Origin of the sequence: Devosia alba, from assembly GCF_039938915.1 — a bacterium.
GTDB classification, from domain to species: domain Bacteria; phylum Pseudomonadota; class Alphaproteobacteria; order Rhizobiales; family Devosiaceae; genus Devosia; species Devosia alba.
Genome location: NZ_JBDUUI010000004.1, coordinates 306,930 through 325,637, shown reverse-complemented (window position 1 = coordinate 325,637; position 18,708 = coordinate 306,930). Strand labels below are relative to the sequence as shown.

Here is an 18,708-nt window from a genome sequence, read left to right as displayed (position 1 = left end):
TCAGACGCACCGCGCCAGCGTCGTCGTCGGGGTCTCTTCAAACACCTGCTTGTAGTCGCCGGCGAAGCGACCGAGATGCAGAAAACCAAACTGCATGGCGGCCTGGGTCACCGTGGTGTTTTGCGGATTTCCGACGAGCAATGTCGCGCGGACGCGATTCAGCCGAACGACGCGCAGATAGGTTTGCGGGGACATGCCGACATATTCATGGAAGGCATAAAGTAGCGTCCGCTCCGAGACGGCGAGTGAGACGCAGATATCAACGATGGTGGGCACCGCATGATCGGCCAGTCGCTCCTCGACATAGCTGCGCGCCAGTCGACAAATTCGCAAGGCGCGTGACCGGGCGGCGAGCGGCAGGCGGGTTGCAGCATCGTCCGGGGTGGCAGTCGCGATGCGCAGCGTGGTCTGCAGAACAATGGCGCGCATGACGCCTGGGTCCAGCACCTCACCCCTCATCGTCGCAGCATCCGCAGCACCAAACCTTAGCGAAAGCGCCGATTTCAGTTCGGCCAGCCGGGTGGACTGAAACTGCGCGACCTGTTGCGACGGTTGGCCCCAAATCCTCGGATTGAGCGCCCGGGCCGCCGCGATGAACTCCGCCTGCGAAAAGCCGACATAAGTGGTTTGCGTGCCGGCTGGTACGTAAATGTCGAACTCGGTTTGCTCCGGAAGGAAGAACACGCTGTCGGCATTGTTGATGGCTTGGTCGGACAACCGGAATGCGGGGTCCAGTGTGCAATAGGAGATGGTGCAAAAATCTGCCGGGGTGGCGCCCAGTTTCTGGATGGCGGCGAACTGACGCTCCCGCACCACCTGCAGGCCTCCCAGGTCTAGAGTATCCATCTGCGACACCTGCTTGCCGCGGCTGAGCTGATAGCATTCCATGGTCACCCAGGGCTGCATGGCGGCTTGCGCGGCGGCGTACTCGATGGTGGTTGAGCGCAAGCCAGCGCCATTGCTGGCGGCGTTCTGCGCCGGCAGAGCAATGCTGCCTCTGGACGTCACGGCCTCTTGTGGCGTGCCCAGCATCGCCGTCTCCCCCCGCGTCGTTGCAGCCGCATTTTGCCAGAAGCGGAGCTCGGATGCGACTATAATTGGAACGCAGGTGCATTGCGGCGGGCGCGAGCGAACCATAACCACCCGACATCTGGCAAAAAAAGTCCGGACAGGCCGGCAAGACCGACCAAAATTGCCCCTCACCGGATTGCTGATTTGGGTTAGCATGGCCCGGCAGTGCTTCTTTGGAGCTGCAGCGCTTTGTCGAAACGGGAGGTCCGCATGAACACCGCCAATCTGCAACTTGAGGGCCTGCTCATGGCCGTCGCCGCCATCAACCAGGCACTGGTCGCCAAGGGAGTACTCACCACTGCAGAGATTGATCGCGCGCTAACCATAACGGAGCAGACCGCGCTGGGCGATAATCGCCTGACCGAGGACATGTCGCCGGCGAACCGGGACGCGGTGGTGTTCCCGGTCCGTCTGCTGCGAATAGCAAACAACACGGCCGGTGACCGGGGTGTGCCTGCCTTTGCCGAACTGGCCAGGATGGTCGGCGAGACCAAGGGACGGCACAACGACCAGGAGTGAGTGCTGCAGCTGCAACATGCTGCCGGCTTTCGCCACCACGAAAAAACGGGCCCGCTGCAGATTGGCAGCGAACCCGCGTTGCTGTGCGTGCCTGGGGCCAAGGGCCCCAGACTGGGCGTCCCTTGGCTAGATGGGATAGTGGATCGCGCCGTCCTGAACGGTGATCCAGCGCAGCTCGGTGAACTCTGCAATCCCTGCCTTGCCACCGAACCGACCATAGCCGGACGCCTTGACGCCGCCGAACGGCATTTGCGCCTCGTCGTGCACAGTGGGGCCATTGACGTGGCAGATGCCGGATTCGATGCGTGAGGCAACGGCCATGGCCCGGCTGACGTCGCGGCCGAAGACGGCTGCCGACAGACCATAATCGGTGTCATTGGCGACACGCACCGCCTCATCGACGCTGCCGACGCGGACCACGGCGACGACCGGACCGAAGGATTCGTCGCGGTAGAGTTTCATGCCGGGCGTAACACCATCGACGACAGTGGCCTGCATGATAGCGCCGTCGACCTGACCGCCAGCAACAATGCGAGCGCCTTTGGCCACGGCATCCTTGACAAGTGCATCGATGCGCTCGGCGGCCGAGACATCGACCAGACAGCCGAGTGGGGTATCGCCGGTGCGCGGATCGCCAGCCTTGAGCGAGGATGCCTTGGCGGCGAGCGCTTCAACGAACTTGTCGGCAATCTTGTCATCCACCACGATCCGCTCGGTCGACATGCAAATCTGGCCCTGGTTCATATAGGCGCCGAAAGCTGCCGCCGCCACGGCCTGTTCGAGGTCGGCATCGTCGAGCACGACGAAGGGTGCCTTGCCGCCCAGTTCGAGCAGAGCAGGCTTGAGATTGCGCGCCGAGAGTTCGGCAATGACGCGGCCGACGCGGGTCGAGCCGGTGAAGTTGACGCGACGGATCGCCTTGTGCGCGATCAGCGCCTCAACCAGTTCGGGCGCATCTTCAGGTGCATTGGAGACCACGTTCAGCACGCCGGGGGGCAGGCCGCCCTCAAGCAGCGCGTCGGCAATCAGCTTATGCGTGCGCGGGCAGATCTCGCTTGATTTGAAGACCACCGTATTGCCGCAGGCCAGCGGGGTTGCCAGCGACCGGACACCCAGGATCACCGGAGCGTTCCAGGGCGCCATGGAGAGCACGACGCCGGCGGCCTGGCGAACGGCATAGGCCGTTGAGCCGGGGCGGTTGGACGGAATGATCTCGCCGGTAATCTGGGTGGTCAGCGAAGCCGCCTCGCGCAGCATGTCGGCCGCCAGCATGACGTTGAAGCCAGCCCATCCGGCGGTAGAGCCGGTTTCCGCGCCCATGGCGGCAATGAAATCGTCGGTGCGGGCCTGCAGGCAATCGGCGGCGGCGAGCAGGATCTTGCGGCGCGCGCCGGGGGTGGTCTTGCTCCATTCAGGGAAGGCCGCCGCAGCCGCATCTGCCGCCCGCAAGGCGTCTTCGACCGTCGCCGCTGCAGCACGCGTGGCCAGTTCACCGGTCATGGGATTGTTGCGCTCGAAGGTTCTGCCACCCGTGGCTGCGGATTCCTCGTTATTGATAAGCAGGTTGAGATCGGTCATGGGAACACTCCTGTTGAAATTGCTGTGGGCGCGGCGCCGCCCAGAAAAGCCTGCTGTACAGCGGCATCGCTGCGCAGTGCTGCAGCCGAGCCGGTACCGACAATCCGCCCGGCTTCCATCAGATACCCGCGATCGGCAATGCCCAGGCTCGCCTTGACGTTCTGTTCGACCACTAGCAGGGCGATGTCGGTCTGACCAATGCGCTGAAGTGCCGCGAACAGTTCGGTCGTGACAATGGGGGCCAGACCCAGGCTTGGTTCGTCCAGCATCAGCAGGCGCGGACAACTCATCAGCGCACGTCCGATTGCCAGCATCTGCTGCTCGCCGCCCGACATGGTGCGGGCGATCTGCTGCTGTCGTTCACCGAGGCGCGGGAACAGGTCAAGGACCAGCGCGCGTTGTCGCGCTTCGTGAGGCCGCGCATGGCGGGGGTAGGCGCCCAGTTCGAGATTTTCCGCAACCGTCAGGTCACCAAAGATGCCGCGGCCTTCGGGCACCAGCGCGATGCCCTGTTCGACGAAACTATGGTCCGGGCGACCAACAAGATTGACCCCATCCAGGTTCACCCTGGCACCCGGATTGGGGCGGACCATCCCGGCAATGGCCTTGAGCAGGCTCGACTTGCCGGCGCCATTGGCCCCCAGGACCACCACGGTCTCCTTGTCGGCGACGCTGAGCGCGACGTTGTCGAGGGCCAGATGCTTGCCGTAATGCAGGCTGATGGCGCTGACTTCAAGCATGATCGGCTCCCAGATAGGCGCGGATGACTTCAGCATCGGCCAGTACCTCGGCGGTCGGGCCGTCGGCAATCTTGCTGCCGGTATTCATCACGATGCAGCGCGTGCACAATGCCCGAACGGCATCCATCACATGTTCAACCAGCAGGATGGTAATGCCACGCTGACGCAGCGCGCTGATTAGTTCAATTCCCGCCTGCAGTTCGGTGGGGTTGAGACCGGCCAGCCACTCATCAAGCAGCAGCAAGCGGGGATCACTGGCCAGTGCCCGCGCCAGTTCCATGCGTTTGAGGTCAATATAGGTCAGGCTATCAGCGGGTTGATCCGCGCGCCCGCCCAGTCCCACATCGGCAAGCAGGGTGTCGATCTCGGCCTTTGCCCCGGCGCCCCAGAGCGGCGCCTTGCGGAAGGCAAGAGCCGCCAGCACGTTCTCCCCCACGCTGAGCGAGGGTAGTGCGCGGACCAGCTGGAAGGTGCGGGCGACGCCGCGATGGGCGATGTGCTCAGGTGGCAAGCCGCTGATGGTCTCGTCGACCAGACCAATACTGCCATCGCTCAGAGGCAGATAGCCGGAAATCATGTTGAGTGCCGTGGTCTTGCCCGAACCATTGGGGCCAAGCAGACCGACAATTTCTCCTTCGGCCAGGTCGAACGACAACCCGTTGACGGCAGTCAGTCCGCCGAAGCGCTTGGTGACATTGTTGAGGCGGAGCAGGCTCATGCGCTGGCCTCCTTGCGGGTCAATCGGGCGCGTACGCTATCCACCGCGGCCAGCACCCCATTGGGCAGAACGAAGACAATGGCGATGAACAGCAGGCCCAAAATGATCGAATAGTGGTTGGGGAAATTGGCAGAGAGCCATTCAAACAGCAGGAATAGCGGGATGGCGCCCAGCAGCGGCCCGAACAACCGGTTGGGACCGCCGAGCAGGGCCATGATGACGACAAGGAAACTGGTGGTCGGATTGAACACGATGGAGGGCTCAATATAGGTCCAGCGTGGCGCCTGTATGGCGCCGGCCAGGGTCATGATGACGGCGCTGATGGAGAAGAGCGTCAGCTTGGCGCGGGTGATGCGGATGCCCAGATGGCTGGCCACCACCGGATCGTCACCGATGACGCGCAAGGCCAGCCCGATTTTTGACTGTCGCACCCAGAAGGCGATCGCCAGCGTTGCGGCGAGCAGCGCCAGCAATTGCCAATAGATGTGTTCGGGCCCGAACGGCAGGAAGACGTAGCGGCCCAGCGTGCGGGTGACGTTGACCTCATAATAGGTCACCAACTGGCGCACCAGCTCGGTCAGTCCGAAGGTGAAGATGACAAAATAAATGCCGGCGAGGCGCAGGGTGGCAAGGCCCACCAGCAGCGCCACGACCAGACCAATGGCGGCGGCCGCCAGCAGCACCAGCGGGTAGGGCAGCGTCTCGCTGAGTACCGCCACGGTATAGGCGCCCAGGCCAAAGAAGGCGACGGTGGCCAGCGAGATGTAGCGGGTGGGGCCGGAAAATAGCGCCCAGGCGGTGGCCAGAATGCCATAGCCCAGAATGCCGATCATCAAGCCAAGCGGGTAGGGCCCGACCAGCGACGGGACAAAAGCCAGCGCGAGCAGCGCGATGAGGGCAGCGGCGAGCTTCATGATGTGGCCTTCCCGAACAGACCCTGTGGACGGACGACCAGCACGGCGAGGAAAATCAGATAGGTGGCGGCCAGGGTCAGCCCCGGATCGATATAGGTGGATACCAGTGTTTCAACGAGCCCCAGGATCAGCCCGGCGGCCAGCGCGCCCATCAGATTGCCGACGCCGCCCATGATCACCACGATCAGCGCCTTCATGGTGAACACCACCCCCATGGTCGCCGAAAAGGTGAGATACATTGAAATCACCACGCCGCCGGCGGCAGCGAGTGCGCCACCCAGCGCAAAGGCGAAACGGGCAACACTGTCAACATTGACGCCAACCAGAGGGGCCGAAGCCGGATTGGCGGCGACGGCGCGTATTACGGTGCCAAAGCGCGTGCGGGTCAGCAGTACGAAAAGCCCAATGGCGAATGCAACGGCCAGCACCAGCGCGAGCAGCCGGTTGGCCGCGACGATGGTGCCCAGGATATTCACCGGGACGGCAAGGAAATTGTAGCTCTGGAAACCGGAGCCGAAGATAACCAGCGCCACTCCTTGAATGACAAAGAGCAGACCAAAAGTCGCCAGGATCGAGTCACCCTCCAGCCGCCCTCGGTCACGCGATCGGCGCGCCAGCGGCTGCAGCAGGATGGCATAAATCAGCCAGTTCAGTGCAAAGCCCAGCGGCAGGATCAGCAGCATGCCCAACAGGGGATTGATGCCCAGCGCGCTGAACAGCACGAAGGCCGCAAAACTGGCGGCGATGACGATGTCGCCATAGGCCAGGTTCATGATCCGGGCGACGCCATATTGCAGGGTAAGGCCCATGGCGACGAGGGCATAAGTGCCCCCCAGGACGAGGCCGGTCAGAATGGCGCTGGACAACATGCGTCGCTCCGGTGGTTGGGCAGGCACAATGGAACGCCTTCCCCTGGTGGAGAGGGCTGGGTGGGATGAGCGATGAGCAACGGGTGCTGGTGGCGACCCCACCCTTGGTCCCTCCCCCCGGGGGGAGGGAGACCGTTCGTGGTCGACTAGGTGGCTGGAACCCAGTCCGGCTTTGGCACGACTGGATCGCGGCTGCCGTCGCGTTCGGTATGCGCCAGACCAACAAACTTGCCGTCCTGCCATTGGCCGACCGTCCACAGGCTGCGCAACTGGTTATCGACCAGCTTCACCTTGCCGATAATGGTGTCGAATTCACCGCTCGACAGCTCGGCCGAGATGGCTTCGCGGTCGATATCGCCAACGCGTTCAATGGCCTGCTGCAGCATTTCAAGGCTGGCATAGGTGATGGCACTGGCCCAGCTGTCAGGCGCCTGACCGTTAAGCGCGATATGGCGTTCGAAATAGGCAGCGACCGCTTCGCTGTCCGGATCGATACCACCAACGCCCATGACGCCATTGTGGTTGGGCCCGGCAATACCCGGATAGATCGGGAAGGCAGTGCCAACGCCGAGATAGAATACCTTCGGGCTGAAATCGGCCACGACGGCCTGCTGGGTTAGCGCGAAGGTATCGGGCGGATAGGAGAAGGCCACGAAAGTGTCCGCACCCAGTCCTGAAACCTCGTTGATGATGGGGGCGAAATCGGAGGTGCCGAGCGGGTAGGTCTTGTCATAGACCAGCTCGAAACCGGCCTCGGTAAAGGCCGGTGTGGCCGCCTTGGACAGATCAATGCCGAAGCCGTCAGCAACCGAGGCGATAGCGACCTTGTTGTTGATGGTGCCGGCGTCGCGCTGCTTGACCAGCAATTCCACCAGCGCATTGGCATAGTCATGACCGCCGCCCAGCATCCAGAAACTGTGCTTCCAGCGCGCGGCCAGCTGAGGGGCCATGTCGGTGACGGCAGTGGCGGCCAGCTGCGGGTGGCCGAAACGGTCAAAGGTGGGGCCAGCGGCCAGATTGGCACCGGTGCCCCAGGTCGGCAGGATCAGATCAACATTGTCCTGCGTGGCAAGACGCTCGATAGCGCGCACGGTTTCCTCGGCGGCAGAGCGATCGTCATATTCGGTAACTTCGAGGGGCAGGGTGACGCCAAGCTTGCTCAGCTTGATGCCGCCGGCCTTGTTCACATCATCGACCCACAGCAGATAGTTTGGCGTGGTGGTAATACCGGCGCCGGCCGCGTTGGCGCCGGTTTTGGAAATGGCATAACCGATGCGGATCGCGGTTCGGTCCTGCGCAAATACCGGCAGGCCGGCCAGGGCGGTGGCCATGGCGCCGACGCCCAGGCCCTGCATCACGGTTCTACGGCTCAGATTGGTCATAGCTTGCTCCTCCTGCCCGCCGCGCGGGCGCTCCAGATAGGCTCGGGGCCGACCTCATGGGTCTTTTTTGCCTCCGAATGCCGTTCTCGCAGCTACCCTAGGCCGGAGCCGCAGCAGAAAAAATGGACATTACAGAGAGATAATTGTACTTTTTAGGACAAATCGCACGCCCGGACGGCCCCATGATCCAGCACCTATCTGCGTCCACTCTCAATCCCGGACTGACCCAGGATGTTGAAGTGGTTGAAATCGCTGGCTTGTTGTCAGCAGTTGAGTGGGATTTCCCGGTCGCCAAGGCAATGCGCGGCGCCAACGGCTTCGTGCTCGCTGCCGGTCGGGGCACGCTGCGGCTGAACGCTGTGGTTGCCGCTATCGAGGCGCCCTGCGTCATCTGGTTGCCCAGCGGCGTGGTGAGCCGTGTCCGGCTGGACGCCGGCGCCCGCGGCATGATGCTGGCCGTATCCAATGCCGCGCTCGGTCGCGTTGTGCCCGCCAGCTCGATTGCTGGACAGTTGCGCGAAGCGATCGAAAGGCCATTGCCGGGGATCCGGCTCGACGCTGGCGCCGCCCGGGGGGCCATCCGCGATCTCGAAGACATTCGTCGCGAAGCGCTGGACGAATTGCCCGGCATGCGCGAGGCCGTGATGGGCCGGCTCTGGCTGACCCTGATCGGCTTCTGGCGGCTGGGCGGCGTCGCCACGCAACCCCAGGCCTCGCCGCGCCTGCTGGTGCAGGGCTTTGTGCAGCTGGTCGAACTGCATGCCCGCGAACACTGGCCGGTGGCGGATTATGCCAGGGTGATGGGGGTTTCCACCGACCGCTTGACCACCGCGATCCGCCGCGCGACCGGCCAATCGCCGCTCGGACTGGTGCATCGCCGCCTGCTCGAGGATGCCGAGAGCCTGCTCGAACGCTCAAGCTTGCAGGTCCGCGAAATCGCCGATGCGCTGGGCTTTCGCGACGCCGGCTATTTCAGCCGTTTCTTTTCACGCCTCAAGGGCATTTCCCCGGGGCGCTACCGCAAACGGATACACAGTCTCAATGCCAACCGCACGCAATCCTACGCGGCCTGGCCATAGGGTTGTCTACAGATGGAACCAGCGCAACGGGTCTGCCTGGTCGGGCAGGGCACAGCAGGCGACATGCTCGGCACGGCGTCCCGCATCGGCCAGGGCCTTTGCCTGGGCAAATATTTCGGCCGTGCTCGGTGGTGCTTGGGGAGGGATGTCTGTCTCCAGGCCATCGCGCCACAGGCACAGCGTTTCGATGGAGGGCGCCGGTGCGGGCGGCGCTGACTTCAGCGTCCAGTGCCCACTGCCGGGTTCAACCCGATACAGCGCCATCAGATCAAGCCCCCGCTCGGCGATAAATGCCAGCGCATCGAGCACATATTGAATTTCAGCTGTTCCCATCACCGGCGGAAAGCCGATGCGGACCCAGCCGGGCTTCATCACCTCGAGCCCGTCGCTGACCAATTGGCGGTATTGGCCGGAAACCTGTTGGTCGATCCCCAGCAGATCATGGCCATAGGGGCCGGCGCAGGAGCAGCCGCCGCGGGCCTGGATGCCGAACAGGTCGTTGAGCATGGCCACCACCAGGCCATGGTGGAGCATGTCACCGCCGGCGCTGATGTTGAACGAGAAAATGGCCAGGCGGTCGGCCTTGCTCGATCCGAGCAGGTGCAGGGCAGGGTGGGCGGCAAAAAACGCCAGCGTTTGCGCGACGGCTGACGTTTCAGCGGCGTCGATCACCGCCATGCCCATATCGGCCTTGAGCTGCAACACCAGAGCGGCGCGGATATCGCCTATGATCGAGGGGGTACCGGCTTCCTCGCGGGCCTGCACGTCGTCGAGATAGGCGTGGCTGTCGGGGGTGACGAAACTCACCGTGCCGCCACCGGGCGCCGATGGCCGGGTAATTCGGAACATCGACCGATCCGCAATCAGCAGGCCCGAAGCCCCGGGTCCGCCGACGAATTTGTGGGGCGACAGCACAATAGCATCGAGCTGGTCGCCCGCGCCGGGGGCGGTCTCGCCCATATCGATGTCGAGATAGGGCGCGCCTGCCGCGTAGTCGACGACGCACATGCCGTCGTGCCGATGCAGCAGCCGGGCCAGCGGCCGAATGTCGGTCTTGATGCCGGTGACATTGGAGGCCGCCGAAAAGGCGCCGATCAACAGGGGGCGGTCCTGATACCGGGTCAGGGCCGCGGCAATGGCGGCCTGGCACGGCTGGCCATTGCTCGCCAGCGGGATGCGCACGACTTCAGCCAGCGACTCGCGCCACGGCAACTCGTTGGAGTGGTGTTCATAGGGCCCGACCAGCACCACCGGGCGATCGTGCGGCGCGATTTGCGCGAGCAGCAGGGCGCGCAGGTGGTGATCGGCAGGCAGGCCCAGGCCCAGCACCGACACCAGTCGGTTGATGCCGGCGGTCGCGCCCGAACCGGCAAAGATCACCGCATGCGCTGCAGTGGCGCCGACATTGTGGCGGATGGACTGCCGCGCCGCTTCGCGCAGCGCGCCGGTACGACGGCCGCCATAGGCGGCTTCGGAGTGGGTATTGGCATAGGAGGGGCCGACGCGGTGCCGCACCGCGTCTTCGATCAGATCAAGCATCCGTCCCGAGGCGGTATAGTCAGCATAGATCAGGGGGCGCAGCCCGAAGGGCCCTGCAAAAGCCGGACACCTGGCCAGGGCCGGGTCACGCCGCACGCGGTCAAGCAGGCTGCATCCATCCTCAAGCTGGGAATGCGGAACCGGCAAGGCGACGGACATGGACGCTCTCATTGCTACCAAATGGTGATAATGAGGCATTGTATGCTCGTTTGGGAACAAAATCTAGCAACAGATACTAATAACGTAGTATCTTGAGCAAAGGACGTTTTGGTTAGTCCAGTAGCCGAGCCAGTGCGAAGGGGCTCAGATCTAGGGTACTTTCCTGCCCCATTAAGGTCGCGCTGACGGCCTCGCCAATCGCCGCCGAGTGCTTGAAGCCGTGGCCCGAGCAGGGCGACACTGCCAGCACATTGGCTAGGCGCGGATGCCAGTCTATGACAAACCCGCTATCGGGAGTCGCGGTGTAGATGCAGGTAGCCGTCTTGGCCGCCCGGGCCGAAACACCCACCAGCCGGCCTGCCAGATGGCTGCGATACATGCGGGCCGAGTCCTCGCCGGGCACCACTCGATCAATGGCGTCCGGATCACTGGCGGCGCCATAGAACTCGTCGGCGGTTTTCATGGTTGCGCCATCAAGGCTCGGAAACCCGTAGAAAAACCCGTCCTGGTCCGTGCCGTGCGGCCACATGAACACGGGCGAGCGCTGCCATGTCTCGATGTGGTCGGGCTCGACCTCGAACCAGTGCATCACCTGCCGGGTCGGTTGCAGCAGCGGCGTGAAGGGCGCACCAAGCAGGGCGCCAGCCCAAGCGCCCGCGGTGACCGCCACCTTGCCGGCCCGGATGGTGCCGGCAGTCGTGCCCAGGGTGACGCCACCACTGTCTGCGGTAAGTGTGTCCACCCTGGTGTCGGCCATGATGGTCGCGCCGTGGCGCTGCGCCAGTTGCAGATTGGCGGCGACACAGGCCTCGGCCCGAAGATAGCCGCCGCCCGGCTCGAAATAACCGACTTCACCGTCTTGCGGGCGAAAATTGGGGAAGCGGTGGCCGATCTCGGCGTCGCTCAGCACCTCATGGGCAATATCGAAGCGTCGTGCCGCCGCGATGGAGCGGTCGAGAAAGCCGGTGCGGCCGGGCCGGTGCACCTTGTCGTCAGGCCTGCCGATGATCAGGCTGCCCGTCTGCTGCAACAGGTCGGCGCCGGTTTCAGCCTCAAGTTCGCGCCACAGCTGGTGCGAGCGCAGGGCGAGGGGGACCAGCGCCTCGCCTTCGCCAATGGCGCAGCGGGTGATGCGGGTTTCCCCATGGGTCGAACCATGGCTGTGCGGCGGGGTATGGCGATCTATGCCAATGACCCGCGCACCCGCCTTGGCCAGGTGCCACAGCGTGGCGCTGCCCATGGCGCCCAGACCGATCACGGCGACATCGAAACTCTGCATGGCTCAGGCCGGCTGCACGAGATTGGCCATCAGGCGAAAGGCGCCGGGCACCAGCTTGTCGAGCTGGTGGTGCAGCACCAGGCTGGTGTGGGTATGCCGCCCCTTGCCGATCTTTCCTGAAATCAGGGCGCCCCGCAGTGGCGCTTCACCGGCGTCGCTCATGGCCAGCAGGGGCTCATAGGCACCGTCCCATTCTGCCGCGAAGTACAGTCCCCGTTCCTTGTCCCAACCGGCCCAGTCGGCGGCGCCAATAATGTTGGGACCGCGCAGCAGAACGTGCTCGGGCAGCAGCGTCTCGATCGCGGCGGCGGGGTTGGTCACGCGCCAGCGCAAGGAGGGCGAACCGATCTTGATCGGCCGGGGCGGGGTGGTATTCGGGTCCCAGCCGTCGGTAGGACGATGATAAAGCGTCAGCAAGTGCCCGCCAGCTTCAACCCATTCATGCAGCCTGGCTGTCGCCTGGCGTAGCGCGGGACGCTGGCCGAAGGCAAAGGTGCCGATGACAATGGAAGTGTAGCGCGACAAATCCCCGGCCAGCGCGGCGTCATCGAGCACGGTGACGTCGAGCCCGATGACCTTGAGCCAATGCGCCACCCGATCGCTTCCAGCACCGGCATAGCCAATGCGGGTATTGGCAGGCGTGTTCAGATCAAGCGCCAGAACCCGTACCATTTGTGGCGCGATGAACTGCGTCCGCCCGATATGGGGATAGGCAACCTCCTGGGCCGAGAACGCCTGCTGTCCCTCGACCTGCAGCGGCAATTGGTAAAGGCCCGCCGCCAGATCGGCGGGGAGCGTCACTGCAAGGCCATCGGCCGTGCGGACTGCCCGCCAATCGGTCGGAGTTTGCAGGTCCATCGGCACCGGGCCAAGATTCGGGCGCACGGCAATGGCCAAGGGATCTGTGGCTCCGGACGTGGCCAGATTGACGATGAAATCGACGGGTTCCAGTTGGACGGCATGGGCCGGCACAATCCTGAGCGGTTCTTCGAGGTCAATCATGGCAGTGGCGGCGCGGCCGGCGACCGTTGCGGTGATGGCAATGCGCAGCGCACCATTGCCGCTCAGACTGGAAAATCCTGGCTGGAACTGTTGGGTCAGCGCGGCGTCCGGGGCGATGGATAGCGGGAAGACCAGGTTGGGACCGGCTTCACTAGCATCCCCTATCCGGATATCGGCTTCGGCCAGGGGGGCCACCTGCAATGACCGGGTATCGCCCTCGATCTGCACCGTCAGCGTGCCAGTGCCCCCCGCGGCCAGGCTATTGGGCTCGGTCCAGGCAATGGCCGAGATCCCTTCGGCCAGCAGCAAGGCGGCATCGATTTCGACCAGCTTGCGGTCGAGACGGTGCCCATGCAGGCGCAGGGCTTCTGCCGCGCAGGCCGCCTTGGCCTGCTCGATGGCTGCGCCAGCTTGCACCAGGGCGGCGCTGATCGCCGGGCGGTCAGGATAGGCCGCCAGCGCCGCATCGATGTGCTGCTGGGCCATGCCTAGCGCTGCAGCCGGTTCGGCCGGCAACTGTTCGGCCAAACCGGCCAGCGTTGCCGGCAGATTGTCGCTTATCGCCATTTCGGGGGCATTGGGGCCTTGCTGCAGATGCAGGGGCCATTCCGCTGTCGCCCGTTCGACCCAGCGGCCCATGCCCTGGGTCGCGTGCAGGGCCCGCGACCATTCACCTATGGCGTCGAAACTGGCGCCGGTGGGCATGTCGCGGCCCGGTGCCCGCACCGCAACGCTCGCAGCGGGTGGCGGCACTTCGTCATCATAGGTGTCGCCACCGCCAGACCATGCCGGCAGGTAGTATTTGCCGACGGCCCACGCTTCGAGGCCCGGCGTGTGAAAGCTCGGATCGGCCGCCAGTTCCAGGGCAAGTTCGGCGGCTTCGGTCATGGCGCGGTGGTGCCCATGCTGGCCGGGCACGTCGAGAAAGGTGGGGATGACAATGTCGGGTCGGTACTGCCGATAGGCGGTGACGAGCCGTTCGATGGTCTTGTCCCGGCCCCAGCGCGCGAGGGTATCGACGCCGTTCTTGGAGAAACCGAAATCGTGCACGCTGTCCTCGGGGCCATGGCCGAACCAGGCGACGTCAGCATCCAGCACCCGCGCGGCCTCTTCCATCTCCCGGCTGCGCAACACGCCCAGGGCACCGCCACGCTCGGTCCCCAGGCTGTTCTGGCCACCTTCGCCGCGCGTCGAGCAGGCGATGACGATCCGCATGCCATAGCCAAAGCGCAGCGCCGCCAGCATGTCGGAGTGTTCGTCATCGGGGTGGGCGCCCGTATTCATCACCGTCAGCGTCGAACGCAGCCGCGACAGCGCGCGGTGCAATTCGACCAGCACCGGGCGGGATTTCTGGCGGGCAAGACGCTCGCGGGCGGTCAGCATGGCAGGCTCCTATTGCGGGTCAGTACGGGTATCCACGTGCAGGCGTGGGGTAATGGTCTCGAGCATGGGGAGCGCCGCGGCGCCAAGGGCCGCGGTCAACTGGCCGGTTTGCCCGCGAATGACCCGGGCCGCGGTCCGGGCCCGGCGGGTCGCCACCGAAACCGGCAATGGCTCGAGCGCGGCGATCAGGGCGTCAATGATCGCGTCGGGCAGGGCGCCGCCAAAGATGATGGTTTCGGGATCGAGCAGGTTCTCGATGGCGGCGATGGTCGGCGCCAGATAGTCGGCCGCTTCGGCGATCCAGTCGGCCAGTATGGGATCCTGCTGATCATGCAATTGCTGCAGGTCCTCGATGGTCGCGCTCGGTCGTCCCGCCGCCGTCAGGCGTTCGCGCAAGGCATAGAGCGACGCGAAGCGTTCGAGCGCGCCTTCAGGACCATAGAGCGCCGGCCGGTTGCGCGGGGTGACCCCAAGATGGCCGATCTCGCCGGCATTGCCAAAGGCGCCGCGCAGCGGACGGCCTTCGTGAATGATACCCAGGCCCAGGCCCACGCCAAAATACACAAAGCAGAAGCTGGAATGGTGGCGCCCGGCGCCATAGAGCCGCTCACCCACGGCGGCGGCAGTGGCATCGTTTTCGATCTCGACGGGCTCACCAATGGCTTGGCTCGCCGTATGCTTGACATCCAGCCCGGTCCAGCCGGGCAGGGTTGCCGGGCCAACAGAACTCATCCCTTCGATCTCGAACGGTCCGGGCATCACGACGCCGACGCCGAGCAGGCGCACCGGATCGTCGCTGACGCTGGCACGGATGCTGGCGATTTCGTCGCGGAGCTGGGGCAGAATGAACGCCGGATCGGTGGCGGTAATCGGGCGATAGGATTGTGCGCGGATCTGGCCTGACAGATCGATCAGCACCGTCATGATGTGATCGGTGGCAATTTCCACTCCCGCGGTCATGGGACCATTCGGATTGACTGCAAATTGCAGGGGCGGCTGCCCACGTCCCGAGCGCAATCGGCCCAGCTCGATCAGCATCTGCTCGCCGACCAGTTCGTCAACGATATTGCTCACCGCCTGCGGCGTCAGCTGGGCGCGACGGGCGATCTCGGTTCGCCCCAACGGACCATAGGCCCGCACCATATCGAGCACGACGCGCCGGTTGTGATTGCGATTCCGACCCGGATTGCTCCCGATGGTCGGCCTAACGGACCCAGCCGAGCCTGTTTTTTTCATCATCCCTCGCTTCTGAGCGAGAGGCTATTTTGCCGATCACAATAACTCAAGTAGATTATTGTATTGACAATGTTGCTGGCGTCGGCTGACTTGTGGAGGGTGAAGCGGGCCCGCTGCCGGCTTCTCACCCAAGGGGAATTTGTCCGTCCAACCGCGTGTCCAAGCCCGGTTGCGGACCACAAGGAGGTTCAGATGCGGAAACGCTTTACGCTCGCCAGCCTGGTCGCCGGCGTCAGTCTTATGGCCTTGAGCTCGGCTCAGGCTGTGGAAATCGAATACTGGCAGTACGTGTTTGAAACGCGTGTGAACGCCATGGATCAGCTCATCAGTAATTTCGAGGCGGCCAACCCCGATATTACGGTCAAGCAGGTCACCTTTCCCTACGCCGATTACCAGACCAAGGTGATTGCCTCGCAGGCCGGCGGCAATGGCCCCGATGTGCTGCAGTTCTTCTATGGCTGGCTCGACAAGTTCCAGCAGGGCGGCGTCCTGCAGCCGCTGGATGAGGCTGTGTTTCCGACCGCCGAAATCGAGAGTGAGTTCTTCCCGATCGTCTCGGCCGTCAAGCGCGATGGCGCCTATTACGGGCTTCCGACCGCCGTGCGGTCACTGGCGCTGTTCTACAACAAGAAGCTGCTCGATGAGGCTGGCGTTGCGCCACCGACTACGCTCGATGAACTCGTCGACGTGGCGATGCAGACCACCAAGACCGACGGTGGTGGCAACATCACCTCGGAAGGTCTGACGCTCGATTTTGCCGGGCAGGACCACCATTGGTGGCGTGAAGTGCTGGTGCGCCAGATGGGTGGCGAACCCTATGATGCCAATGGCAATGTGTCCTACGCCACCGATGCCGGCTTGCAGGCGCTGAACTTCTACACCGATCTGCAGACCGCCCACAATGTCGGTCTGGTCGGCTTCATGGACGAAGGTCAGGCGGCATTCAAGGCCGGGCTGGCGGCGATGACCGTCGATGGTACCTTCCGTCTCGGCGCCTTCAACACCATCACCGATTTCGAGTGGGGCGTGGTTGAGCTGCCTGCCAATGCTGACGGGGTTCGCTCCAACTATGCCAGCTATTTTGCCAATGGCATCGGTTCGGGCGCCACGGACGAAAAGAAGGCGGCTGCTGAGAAGTTCCTCGCCTATATCTCCTCAACCGAGGCCATGCAGGTCTGGCTCGACGTGGTTGGTGAACTGCCAGCGCGCCGTGACGCTGCCCTGACCGAGGCCAATCTGGCTGACCCGATCTATGCGCCCTTCCTCAAGGGTCTTGAGTATGCCCACACCACCACATTTGTGGACGAAGCCGGGCAGCGCCAGACGGCTGTCGACATGGTCAACCGCGTGCTGCTCGAAAACCAGGACCCACAGGCTTCCCTGGACGAGGCTGCTGCGGCCGAACAGGCCATGATCGACGCGGCCAAGAAATAGGCCGTGGCTCACCTCCCTGACATTGAAGCAAATGGTGCGACCCGCAAGGGCCGCACCGGTTTCGTGCTGACCCAGAGCGGGCGCAAGGTGCTGTGGGCCTGGAGCTTTCTGGCGCTGCCCATTGTGTTCTATAGCTGGATCCGGTTCTATCCGACGCTGTCGGCATTCTGGATCTCGTTCACCGACTGGGACCTGCTCCGTCCCGCCAATTTTGTCGGCCTGGAAAACTATCAGAAACTGTTTGCCGACCCGGTATTCTGGAAGGTCTTCCGCAACACCTTCGCCTATCTGATTATCGGCACGCCGATCAGCCTGCTGCTGTCCTTTGTCATCGCCTATTATCTCGACAAGGTGACGTTCATGCACAGCTTCCTGCGGGCGCTCTATTTCCTGCCGTTCCTGACCACTGCGGCCGCCATGGCCTGGGTCTGGCGCTGGTTCTACCAGCCCATTCCCATCGGCATCATCAACGGCATTCTGTCGAACCTGCATCTGCCGGCGCAGCAATTCCTGCGCTCGCCGGCGCAGGCCTTGCCTTCCATCATGGTCACCGGCATCTGGGCCGGTCTGGGCTTCCAGATCATCATCTTCATGGCCGGCCTGCGCGCCATTCCCTCGACCTATTATGAGGCGGCGCGCATCGACGGCCTGGGCGAATGGGCCATTTTGCGCAAGATCACCCTGCCGCTGCTGAAACCGACGACGGTGTTTCTCGTGGTGTTTTCCTCGATCGGCTTCCTGCGCATTTTCGATCAGGTCTACAACATGACCTCCAACGATCCCGGCGGGCCGCTGAACTCGACCAAGCCGCTGGTGATGATGATCTACCAGACCGCGTTTTCGTCCTTCGACATGGGCTACGCGGCAGCACAGACGGTGGTGCTGTTCCTGATCCTGCTGGTGGTGTCACTGGGTCAATTGTTTGTCTTGAGGAACCGCTGACATGGCCGAGGTGACCGCCAACGGCTATGAGCTCGCCGCCAACCGCAAACCCATCCGCCCGGGGCTGATCCTGACCTGGACGATGCTGCTGCTCGGCGGACTGCTGATGATCACGCCGCTGCTCTACATGTTCTCCACCTCGCTGAAATCGGCGGGGCAGGTCTATGATCTGCGGCTCATCCCGCTGGCGCCCAGCTTCGACAATTACATCAAGGTGCTGTCCGACGGCCGCTTCATGCGCTGGTTCCTCAATTCGGCGCTGGTGGCCACCACGGTGACCCTGTCGAACGTGTTTTTCGACAGCCTGGTCGGCTACACGCTGGCCAAGTTCGAGTTCCGCGGCCGCTACTTCATCTTTCTGGCGATCCTGTCGACGCTGATGATCCCCACCGAAATGCTGGTTATTCCGTGGTATTTGATGTCGAGCCAGCTTGGCTGGCTGGACAGCTATTGGGGCATCATGTTCCCGGGCATGATGACAGCCTTCGGCACATTCCTGATGAAGCAGTTCTTCGAGACGGTGCCCGATGACTTCCTCGAAGCCGCGCGGATCGATGGGCTCAACGAGTTCGAAATCTGGTGGAAGGTGGCCATGCCCTTGGTGATGCCGGCAATCTCGGCCCTGGCGATCTTTACTTTCCTGGGCAATTGGACCGCCTTCTTCTGGCCGCTGATCGTCACCACCAGCAAGGAACTCTACACCTTGCCAGTCGGGCTCTCGAGCTTTGCTGTCGAACAGTCTATCCAGTGGGAATTGATCATGACCGGCGCCGCGCTGGCCACCATCCCCACCCTGCTCGTGTTTCTCGTGCTGCAACGCTTCATCGTGCGGGGCGTCATGCTGGCAGGACTCAAGGGCTGACC

The 18,708-nt window shown here is 63.6% G+C and carries 16 protein-coding genes; 5 read left to right on the top strand and 11 right to left on the bottom strand.

Annotated elements, in window-relative coordinates:
* Nucleotides 1-1,032: a helix-turn-helix domain-containing protein gene (locus ABFY71_RS08665; protein WP_347945601.1), complete on the bottom strand. Its 1,032-nt coding sequence runs from the start codon at nucleotides 1,030-1,032 to the stop codon at nucleotides 1-3.
* Between the two features lie 249 nt (nucleotides 1,033-1,281).
* On the opposite strand from ABFY71_RS08665, the gene ABFY71_RS08660 reads away from it, so the two are divergent.
* Nucleotides 1,282-1,590: a hypothetical protein gene (locus tag ABFY71_RS08660; RefSeq protein WP_305578194.1), complete on the top strand. Its 309-nt coding sequence runs from the start codon at nucleotides 1,282-1,284 to the stop codon at nucleotides 1,588-1,590.
* A 126-nt stretch (nucleotides 1,591-1,716) separates the two neighbouring features.
* Here the strand turns inward: ABFY71_RS08660 and ABFY71_RS08655 are convergent, their stop codons facing one another.
* From ABFY71_RS08655 to ABFY71_RS08630, 6 genes are all read right to left on the bottom strand, one after another.
* Nucleotides 1,717-3,168, bottom strand: coding sequence for an aldehyde dehydrogenase (locus ABFY71_RS08655; protein WP_347945600.1), 1,452 nt, complete (start codon nucleotides 3,166-3,168; stop codon nucleotides 1,717-1,719).
* Complete coding sequence (locus ABFY71_RS08650) at nucleotides 3,165-3,908, bottom strand: ABC transporter ATP-binding protein (RefSeq protein ID WP_305578190.1); 744 nt, start codon at nucleotides 3,906-3,908, stop codon at nucleotides 3,165-3,167. Before ABFY71_RS08650 ends, ABFY71_RS08655 begins: the two co-directional genes overlap by 4 nt.
* The gene (locus ABFY71_RS08645) at nucleotides 3,901-4,626 is read right to left on the bottom strand and encodes an ABC transporter ATP-binding protein (protein ID WP_347945599.1); all 726 of its coding nucleotides are present in this window, start codon (nucleotides 4,624-4,626) and stop codon (nucleotides 3,901-3,903) included. The genes ABFY71_RS08650 and ABFY71_RS08645 overlap by 8 nt, the downstream gene beginning before the upstream one ends.
* The gene (locus ABFY71_RS08640; protein ID WP_371136131.1) at nucleotides 4,623-5,543 is read right to left on the bottom strand and encodes a branched-chain amino acid ABC transporter permease; all 921 of its coding nucleotides are present in this window, start codon (nucleotides 5,541-5,543) and stop codon (nucleotides 4,623-4,625) included. Before ABFY71_RS08640 ends, ABFY71_RS08645 begins: the two co-directional genes overlap by 4 nt.
* Nucleotides 5,537-6,409, bottom strand: a complete 873-nt coding sequence (locus tag ABFY71_RS08635) for a branched-chain amino acid ABC transporter permease (protein ID WP_305578184.1) — start codon at nucleotides 6,407-6,409, stop codon at nucleotides 5,537-5,539. The genes ABFY71_RS08640 and ABFY71_RS08635 overlap by 7 nt, the downstream gene beginning before the upstream one ends.
* 146 nt (nucleotides 6,410-6,555) lie before the next feature.
* Entirely contained in the window at nucleotides 6,556-7,791 is a 1,236-nt protein-coding gene (locus tag ABFY71_RS08630) for an amino acid ABC transporter substrate-binding protein (protein WP_347945598.1), read from the bottom strand.
* 182 nt (nucleotides 7,792-7,973) lie between these two features.
* On the opposite strand from ABFY71_RS08630, the gene ABFY71_RS08625 reads away from it, so the two are divergent.
* Nucleotides 7,974-8,870 carry a helix-turn-helix domain-containing protein gene (locus ABFY71_RS08625; protein WP_347945596.1) on the top strand — a complete coding sequence of 299 codons (897 nt, stop codon included), beginning with the start codon at nucleotides 7,974-7,976 and terminating at the stop codon, nucleotides 8,868-8,870.
* Between the two features lie 6 nt (nucleotides 8,871-8,876).
* On the opposite strand, the gene ABFY71_RS08620 is transcribed toward ABFY71_RS08625, so the two are convergent.
* From ABFY71_RS08620 to ABFY71_RS08605, 4 genes are all read right to left on the bottom strand, one after another.
* Complete coding sequence (locus tag ABFY71_RS08620; protein WP_347945595.1) at nucleotides 8,877-10,568, bottom strand: aminotransferase class V-fold PLP-dependent enzyme; 1,692 nt, start codon at nucleotides 10,566-10,568, stop codon at nucleotides 8,877-8,879.
* 112 nt (nucleotides 10,569-10,680) lie between these two features.
* Entirely contained in the window at nucleotides 10,681-11,847 is a 1,167-nt protein-coding gene (gene solA / locus ABFY71_RS08615; RefSeq protein ID WP_347945594.1) for an N-methyl-L-tryptophan oxidase, read from the bottom strand.
* 3 nt (nucleotides 11,848-11,850) lie between these two features.
* Nucleotides 11,851-14,232 carry a PIG-L family deacetylase gene (locus ABFY71_RS08610; RefSeq protein WP_347945593.1) on the bottom strand — a complete coding sequence of 794 codons (2,382 nt, stop codon included), beginning with the start codon at nucleotides 14,230-14,232 and terminating at the stop codon, nucleotides 11,851-11,853.
* A 9-nt stretch (nucleotides 14,233-14,241) separates the two neighbouring features.
* A complete protein-coding gene (locus ABFY71_RS08605; RefSeq protein ID WP_347945592.1) occupies nucleotides 14,242-15,471 on the bottom strand; it encodes an ROK family transcriptional regulator in 1,230 nt (409 codons plus the stop codon).
* Between the two features lie 189 nt (nucleotides 15,472-15,660).
* Here ABFY71_RS08605 and ABFY71_RS08600 point away from each other — a divergent pair, with 189 nt between their 5' ends.
* From ABFY71_RS08600 to ABFY71_RS08590, 3 genes are all read left to right on the top strand, one after another.
* The gene (locus ABFY71_RS08600) at nucleotides 15,661-16,902 is read left to right on the top strand and encodes a sugar ABC transporter substrate-binding protein (protein WP_347945591.1); all 1,242 of its coding nucleotides are present in this window, start codon (nucleotides 15,661-15,663) and stop codon (nucleotides 16,900-16,902) included.
* A 63-nt stretch (nucleotides 16,903-16,965) separates the two neighbouring features.
* Complete coding sequence (locus ABFY71_RS08595; RefSeq protein WP_431021520.1) at nucleotides 16,966-17,844, top strand: carbohydrate ABC transporter permease; 879 nt, start codon at nucleotides 16,966-16,968, stop codon at nucleotides 17,842-17,844.
* A gap of 1 nt (nucleotide 17,845) precedes the next feature.
* On the top strand, nucleotides 17,846-18,706 hold the full coding sequence (locus tag ABFY71_RS08590) for a carbohydrate ABC transporter permease (protein ID WP_347945590.1): 861 nt from the start codon (nucleotides 17,846-17,848) through the stop codon (nucleotides 18,704-18,706).
* Nucleotides 18,707-18,708 lie beyond the last annotated feature (2 nt).

Coding starts and splice junctions, on each gene's coding strand:
- ABFY71_RS08610 (WP_347945593.1), bottom strand. CDS start 14,232: ATGCTGACCGCCCGCGAGCGTCTTGCCCGCCAGAAATCCCGCCCGGTG.
- ABFY71_RS08620 (WP_347945595.1), bottom strand. CDS start 10,568: ATGTCCGTCGCCTTGCCGGTTCCGCATTCCCAGCTTGAGGATGGATGC.
- ABFY71_RS08605 (WP_347945592.1), bottom strand. CDS start 15,471: ATGATGAAAAAAACAGGCTCGGCTGGGTCCGTTAGGCCGACCATCGGG.
- ABFY71_RS08590 (WP_347945590.1), top strand. CDS start 17,846: ATGGCCGAGGTGACCGCCAACGGCTATGAGCTCGCCGCCAACCGCAAA.
- ABFY71_RS08655 (WP_347945600.1), bottom strand. CDS start 3,168: ATGACCGATCTCAACCTGCTTATCAATAACGAGGAATCCGCAGCCACG.
- ABFY71_RS08645 (WP_347945599.1), bottom strand. CDS start 4,626: ATGAGCCTGCTCCGCCTCAACAATGTCACCAAGCGCTTCGGCGGACTG.
- ABFY71_RS08630 (WP_347945598.1), bottom strand. CDS start 7,791: ATGACCAATCTGAGCCGTAGAACCGTGATGCAGGGCCTGGGCGTCGGC.
- ABFY71_RS08625 (WP_347945596.1), top strand. CDS start 7,974: ATGATCCAGCACCTATCTGCGTCCACTCTCAATCCCGGACTGACCCAG.
- solA (WP_347945594.1), bottom strand. CDS start 11,847: ATGCAGAGTTTCGATGTCGCCGTGATCGGTCTGGGCGCCATGGGCAGC.
- ABFY71_RS08665 (WP_347945601.1), bottom strand. CDS start 1,032: ATGCTGGGCACGCCACAAGAGGCCGTGACGTCCAGAGGCAGCATTGCT.
- ABFY71_RS08600 (WP_347945591.1), top strand. CDS start 15,661: ATGCGGAAACGCTTTACGCTCGCCAGCCTGGTCGCCGGCGTCAGTCTT.
- ABFY71_RS08635 (WP_305578184.1), bottom strand. CDS start 6,409: ATGTTGTCCAGCGCCATTCTGACCGGCCTCGTCCTGGGGGGCACTTAT.
- ABFY71_RS08660 (WP_305578194.1), top strand. CDS start 1,282: ATGAACACCGCCAATCTGCAACTTGAGGGCCTGCTCATGGCCGTCGCC.
- ABFY71_RS08650 (WP_305578190.1), bottom strand. CDS start 3,908: ATGCTTGAAGTCAGCGCCATCAGCCTGCATTACGGCAAGCATCTGGCC.